Origin of the sequence: Methyloglobulus sp., from assembly GCF_046714055.1 — a bacterium.
Classification (GTDB): domain Bacteria; phylum Pseudomonadota; class Gammaproteobacteria; order Methylococcales; family Methylomonadaceae; genus Methyloglobulus.
In genome coordinates, this window is sequence record NZ_JBKKBJ010000033.1 from 1 (window position 1) to 6,205 (window position 6,205).

The following is a 6,205-nucleotide window of genomic DNA, read 5'->3' on the forward strand; positions in this document are numbered from 1 at the left end:
CGGTTGGGACACGATTTGGCGGGGTTGGTTTCGATTACAAGAAAGGCTTCAGGGCTACCAACTCAGCAAGTCGGGACTCGCTGAGTTGTGATCAAGAGACAGCTTCCCTCCCCCGGCAATCCCTGACTGGGGCAGGCTCTGACGGCATGACGGTAATCGATTGATTTTCCGTTGATAAAATGTCAACAGAACCTAGGGTGATTATTGAAAATGCTGTAAACCGGGTAGTTAGCCCAGAGTTATGTCAATAAAGCAGGAAATCACGCCTTTCTTCTTCCCATGCGCGTTCATCCGCTAGTGTAATATCGTCTAAATCTGCCGGGATAGCATGGGCATCATCCACCCATTCTCGTAATAAGGGTGAACCATTAATCACATCAATAGCCAAGCGGTCGAGTTCGTATTCATAAGGGAAATCAAGCCATAACGGATAATCCGGGTGCTGTAGTCTTAACGCCTTGAATGCTAGGGCTTGCAAGCGCCAAGGGCGGAAAGCTTCATGGTTGTAACTTGCATCTTCAACATGAATTTGTACACCTGAGCAAAGTTGTCCGGCATGTTTATGGAAAGTCGGTTCAAACCAGCATTCACGTAAGCGGCAACCTGATAACCAATGGGGAGCCAACTTAGGCATGGTTTTGATCAGGGCGTGGGCATTGATGTCCGGCGCACCAAACAATTCCAATGGTCGGGTCGTGCCACGGCCTTCCGATAAGGTGGTGCCTTCCAACATCACCGTTCCGGCATAGCAACGGGTCATCCACAGGTTGGGCGCATTCGGGCTGGGGTTGATCCAGGTACGTTCACCTAGCGGCCAGCCGTAACCGGGTGCAGCGTCCGGTTCCCAGCCCTGCAGGGTAATAACCTGACATTCCACATCCAGCTTTAGGGTGGTGATAAACCAGCGAGCCAGCTCGCCCATCGTCATGCCGTGGCGCATGGGCATCGTACCAGCACCGACAAAGCTCTCCCAGCTTGGTCGTAAAGTTAGCCCTTCTATGGGACGGCCAGCAGGGTTGGGGCGGTCAAGTATCCAGACGGATTTTTTGTGACTAGCCGCTGCTTCCAGCACATAGCGTAAGGTGGTGATAAAGGTGTAGATACGGCAACCGAGATCTTGTAAATCGACCAGCAAAACATCAAAGGTGTCCATCATGGCATCGGTGGGGCGGCGGACTCCTCCATACAGGCTGAAAACCGGAATGCCACGGATAGGGTCGATGAAATCGGCAGATTCCATCATGTTGTCTTGCTTATCGCCGCGTAGCCCATGCTGTGGGCCAAATGCGGCGCTGAGTTTAATATCCGGCAGGTTTGCCAAGGCATCCAGGGAGTGTGTCAAATCGGGAGTTACAGAAGCCGGATGGGCCAGCAGCGCAACCCGTTTTCCCGACAACGGTTTACGTAAGTTAGAATCTTCAAGTAATCGGTCAATGCCAAATTTCATGCTGTATGAACGTCAAGCCAGGTTAAAGGAAAGGGTAAATCCGCTACGATGGTGAAAATCAGGCTTGCCGGATGGATGGCATAGCGCCCAGTAGGAGAGTTCGCCATTTTTCGTTTCCAGTACGGCGGACAGGCCAAGCCGGTACGATTTATTAAGCGGATTATCGGGTAAGTCAGGGTTAGTAATGACGGTTGTAAGCACTAACTGGTCATCAGAACGGGCAAAGTGTATGGCGTGTGCATTTTTAGCCCGCCAATCCTTCCGTACCCGGTAATCGTCGAATGCGTAGGCTGCCCATAGGCCCGAAGGTGAAAAATTAAATTCATGGCAAGCATCTTCTTCCTCAACGGCTATGAAGGCTTCAAAGCAGGTGTGTTTCCATAATTCGTCTGCTTCGTTGGGTAATTGCCGTTCAGGAATCAATAAAGCATCCAAGTCACCGACCAATTCATACCGAAGAGTCAAGTCGCCATTTTGATAAAGAGCCTTAACCCCAATATACAATTCCTTAATGGCAGCATCGGCGGTCTCTGGATGGTGAATAAGGCAAGATTTAGAGATCAAATTATTACTTTTTCTTGTTTGGTCAGAAACTTATTCCGCCAATCCCGGTATGACGCTATCTGACAATCCTTGTTAATCAAGGCCATAAGATGCGCTATGGAATGTAAACCATAGAATCTCAAGGCGAACGCAAACACACAGTTAATACTTCACGGAATCGAAACAATAAGGGATTTCCCGACCTAATTATTGCAAAATTAAAATGTTACAATTTCCTCGCCTTTGCTGACCAACACCACATCCGCAGGGCGCATGGCAAAGAGTCCGACGGCAACCACGCCAGTGATGTTATTGATGGCTTGTTCCATTTTTACGGGTTCCATGATGTCCAGGTTATGGACATCTATAATTTGGTTACCGTTATCGGTGACACAATTTTCCCGCCACACTGGCTGACCGCCCAATTTGACCATTTCCCTGGCAACATAGCTTCTGGCCATCGGAATCACTTCAATCGGCAGCGGAAATTTGCCTAAAACATCGACGCACTTAGAGCCATCCGCAATACACACAAACTGCTTACTGGCTGCGGCTATGATTTTTTCCCGTGTCAGCGCCGCGCCCCCGCCCTTAATCAATTGCTTACGTGGATTGATCTCATCGGCGCCATCCACATACACCTCAATCGTGCCTACCGCATTCAAGTCCAGCACGGGAATTCCTGCCTGTTTCAACAGTGCCGTGGTTCCTTCTGAGCTGGATACCGTACCTTCAATATTGGCCTTCATATCAGCCAGATAATTGATGAAATACTTCACCGTAGAACCTGTGCCCACACCAATGACGGGCACATCCTTGATATATTTCAATGCCGCTTGAGCAACCTTTTGTTTCAATTCATCTTGTGTCATGAGTTTACCGTTGTTGTCATTAAAATAAGGGCACTTACAAAACTCAACACCCTTTATGGAAAGAGTGGCCGAAATTCCAAAAAGCACCCGTTGAAAAACAGGCATTGATAATACCTCAGATGCAAAGTTTCCTCAGCCGATTTTTTTCTATTGTTAGGAATTAATAAACTGTCCGGTTTCAGAGTGCCCGAGGAGGATGTGCCCGTGGACGAAAGGTGCATGGCATTCCGCCGGAGCAGTTGATGGGGAACAGCGTCAAGACGAAGTTTGAACTGCGCGACGGCAAGCCGGTGATAGTACGTCTGCCGAAACTGAATTTCATCGACAACAACGTCGGCAAGCCCGTCGGCAAACTGCAAATGCCCCAATGGACTGCCGCCGAGAGCGACCCTCGCTTCTGACTCTACGTCCATCACACCGATTCCGCACACGACCACTTATGACCGCGACTCGCACATCGGTCGACTGTACATAGCGACCTGACACGCCGTGCTTCGTCGGATATACTTAACGCAAACATGCCTTTTCCCACAACTGACTCAAGATAGAACCAAAAATGAGCCGACGCAAGACAACAAAACCATCAAAGGCCACCAAAAGTGATTCGGTTTTACCCTTGGAAACTCCGCAAAGCTCATCTGCGGACGGAAAGCTCCGGATCGCCATTTTCCTCACCTTTGGTTTGATTGTGGCGGCGATTTTTGGCGTTATCTACTTTTTACCGATGCCCCAAGCGCCGACTCTGGTGGCTGCGCCGGCCACCTTAAAGCCAGAAGCGGTGTCTCCTTTTGCGCATAGAGAGTATGTCGGTGCGAATGCATGTACGCAATGTCATCGGAGCGAATTCGAGTCGTGGGCGGGTTCGCACCACGCTCTTGCGATGCAGGAAGCGAATGCACAAACGGTGCTCGGCGATTTCAATGACGCAAAGTTCAAGCACCACGACGTCGAATCCAGTTTTTTTAAGCGCGATGGCAAGTTCATGGTCCGTACTGACGGGCTTGACGGCAACCTCGCCGATTTTCCAATCAAATACACTTTCGGCGTTACACCGCTGCAACAATATTTGATCGAGTTTCCCGGTGGCCGCTACCAGGCGCTGGGCATCGCTTGGGATAGCCGTAAGCAGTCCGAAGGAGGGCAACGCTGGTTTCATCTCTATCCCCACGAAAAAGTCGATCATAGCGATCAACTGCACTGGACTGGACGATATCAGAACTGGAACCTGCAATGTGCCGAATGCCATTCGACCCATCTCAAAAAAGGTTACGACACAGCGACGGACAGCTATAAAACAACATTCAGCGCCATCAATGTTTCTTGCGAGTCTTGTCACGGCCCCGCATCGCAGCACATCGAATGGTCGAAATGGGCGCAGCCACCATATGCGCAGGGCGACGACAAGGGACTTGCAGTGCATCTGCAAAGCCGCTGGCGCGAGGCGTGGAAATTTCCGGCAAGTGACGCAAAATTCGCACAGCGCGACCAGCCCGCCGCCGATGCGCTGATGAATACGTGCTGGGCTTGCCATGCACGCCGCTCGACGCTGGCGGAAGGCGGTTTGCCCGGCCTGCCGCTGGAAGACACGCATCGCCCGGCACTGTTGACGCAGCCGACCTATTACGCCGACGGACAACAGCGCGACGAGGATTACACCTGGGGCTCGTTCCGGCAGAGTAAAATGTTCCAAAAAGGCGTTACTTGCCTGGACTGCCACGAACCGCACACACTCAAGCTGCGTGCCGAAGGCAACGCTTTGTGCACACGCTGCCATAACGCTGCCGAGTTCGACAGTAGTAAACACCATTTCCACAAACTGGGCTCGAAAGGTACGCAGTGCATCGATTGCCATGCGCCGGAGCAGAATTATATGGTTATTGATGGTCGGCACGATCATAGTTTCCGTTTGCCGAGGCCGGACTTGTCGCAATCGTTGGGCAGTCCGAACGCCTGTACCCAATGCCACCAAATCCGTAAACCCGAATGGGCCGCCGCGGCTATGGATGAATGGTACGGCAAAGCGTGGCGAGAACGGCCACATTACGGAAACACGTTACACGCCGGAGCGGCACAAGGTATTAAGGCTTTGCCCGCATTGCTCGATCTTGCTCAAGACTCAACCAGTCCTGCGATTGTGCGCGCAACTGCGATAACCTTCATCGAGCCGCTAATGCGCCCCGAGTTTCTAACCGCTGCACGGCTGCTTTTACAGGATGCCGATCCGTCTGTGCGTATTGCAGCGCTAGGGCTCGTCGAAGCTATCGATCCAGTCAACCGTGTACTGGCCGCGGCTCCGCTGCTGGCCGATCCGATACGCGGTGTACGCATTGAGGCTGCACGCATGCTTGCTGATGTCCCTAATAGCCAGTTTCCAGCCAGCCGGCTTAGCGCCCACGAAAGTGCGATTAAGGAATACCAGGATTACTTGACGATCAATGCCGATTGGCCATCGGAAAACGTTAATCTGGGTAATTTTTTGCTGCGCCAGGGAAACAGCCAAGCTGCTGTCTCGGCGTATGAACGGGCGCTTACACTTGACCCGCGTTTCGCCGGTGCTTATGTCAACCTCGCCGACATTTATCGTCAGCAAGGACGCGAAGACGAAGGTGAAAAGCAATTGCGCCGGGGATTAGCTTTATTGCCGAGCGCAGCGGATTTGCACCACGCGCTGGGCTTGTCGCTGGTGCGCCAGGGCAAAGCGCCCGCTGCGCTGGCGGAACTTGCAATGGCGGCCAAACTCGCCCCCGATAACACCCGCTATGCCTATGTCCATGCCGTAGGGCTGCATTCAGCCGGGGAAAGGCGTGAGGCACTGGCAGTATTGAAGAAGATCGATGCGCGGCACCCTTATGATCTTGATATTCTCGGCGCGCTGATTTCGATGCAGCGTGAAGCGGGCGATGCCAAAGCCGCGCTTGCTTACGCACGGAAAGCCTCCGAAGCCCTGCCAGACGATGCGGGAATCAAGCGGATGGTGGAGGAATTGGAAGATAAAAAGTAAGTTGCATTGTCGAAGGCTTGCCTTCGGGTCGATGGGAATGGAGCCATCAAGCCATATCGCCACCGCGAAGCGTTGTCTCTTGATCACATTTTAAATGAAGACTGTTTTATAACCATTTGAGCGAAAATAAGTTTTGTGGTTGAAATGGCTTCAACAGACGAATTGGATTGGTTACGGCAGTTATTTGGCGTAAGGCCTTGGAGACGCGAGGAGGACAGCGCGGTTAGATTTTCAGCGTTGGCTGTTCCCCAATTGATAAAATCCTGCTGGATTAATCAGTGACAAGATTTATCGTCAAATTTAATTAAGCTGTAAGAAATCTCAGGGTTGTTTACAGATGGG

General features: G+C 51.6%; 5 protein-coding genes. 2 read left to right on the forward strand and 3 right to left on the reverse strand.

What is annotated here, in order from left to right:
• Nucleotides 1-244: 244 nt before the first annotated feature.
• From ACLQ6D_RS01985 to rpiA, 3 genes are all read right to left on the reverse strand, one after another.
• A complete protein-coding gene (locus tag ACLQ6D_RS01985) occupies nucleotides 245-1,447 on the reverse strand; it encodes an exo-beta-N-acetylmuramidase NamZ domain-containing protein (RefSeq protein ID WP_411725583.1) in 1,203 nt (400 codons plus the stop codon).
• A gap of 12 nt (nucleotides 1,448-1,459) precedes the next feature.
• Nucleotides 1,460-2,011 (reverse strand): DOMON-like domain-containing protein, encoded by a 552-nt coding sequence (locus ACLQ6D_RS01990; protein ID WP_411725584.1) that lies wholly within the window; start codon nucleotides 2,009-2,011, stop codon nucleotides 1,460-1,462.
• A gap of 197 nt (nucleotides 2,012-2,208) precedes the next feature.
• A complete protein-coding gene (gene rpiA / locus ACLQ6D_RS01995; protein ID WP_411725585.1) occupies nucleotides 2,209-2,862 on the reverse strand; it encodes a ribose-5-phosphate isomerase RpiA in 654 nt (217 codons plus the stop codon).
• Between the two features lie 215 nt (nucleotides 2,863-3,077).
• On the opposite strand from rpiA, the gene ACLQ6D_RS02000 reads away from it, so the two are divergent.
• Nucleotides 3,078-3,263, forward strand: coding sequence for a hypothetical protein (locus tag ACLQ6D_RS02000; RefSeq protein ID WP_411725586.1), 186 nt, complete (start codon nucleotides 3,078-3,080; stop codon nucleotides 3,261-3,263).
• Nucleotides 3,264-3,418: 155 nt separating this feature from the next.
• A complete protein-coding gene (locus ACLQ6D_RS02005; RefSeq protein ID WP_411725587.1) occupies nucleotides 3,419-5,863 on the forward strand; it encodes a tetratricopeptide repeat protein in 2,445 nt (814 codons plus the stop codon).
• Nucleotides 5,864-6,205 lie beyond the last annotated feature (342 nt).

Bases quoted from the DNA above. Each gene is read 5' to 3' on its own strand.
- ACLQ6D_RS01985 (WP_411725583.1), bottom strand. From the start codon at position 1,447: ATGAAATTTGGCATTGACCGATTACTTGAAGATTCTAACTTACGTAAA.
- rpiA (WP_411725585.1), bottom strand. From the start codon at position 2,862: ATGACACAAGATGAATTGAAACAAAAGGTTGCTCAAGCGGCATTGAAA.
- ACLQ6D_RS02005 (WP_411725587.1), top strand. From the start codon at position 3,419: ATGAGCCGACGCAAGACAACAAAACCATCAAAGGCCACCAAAAGTGAT.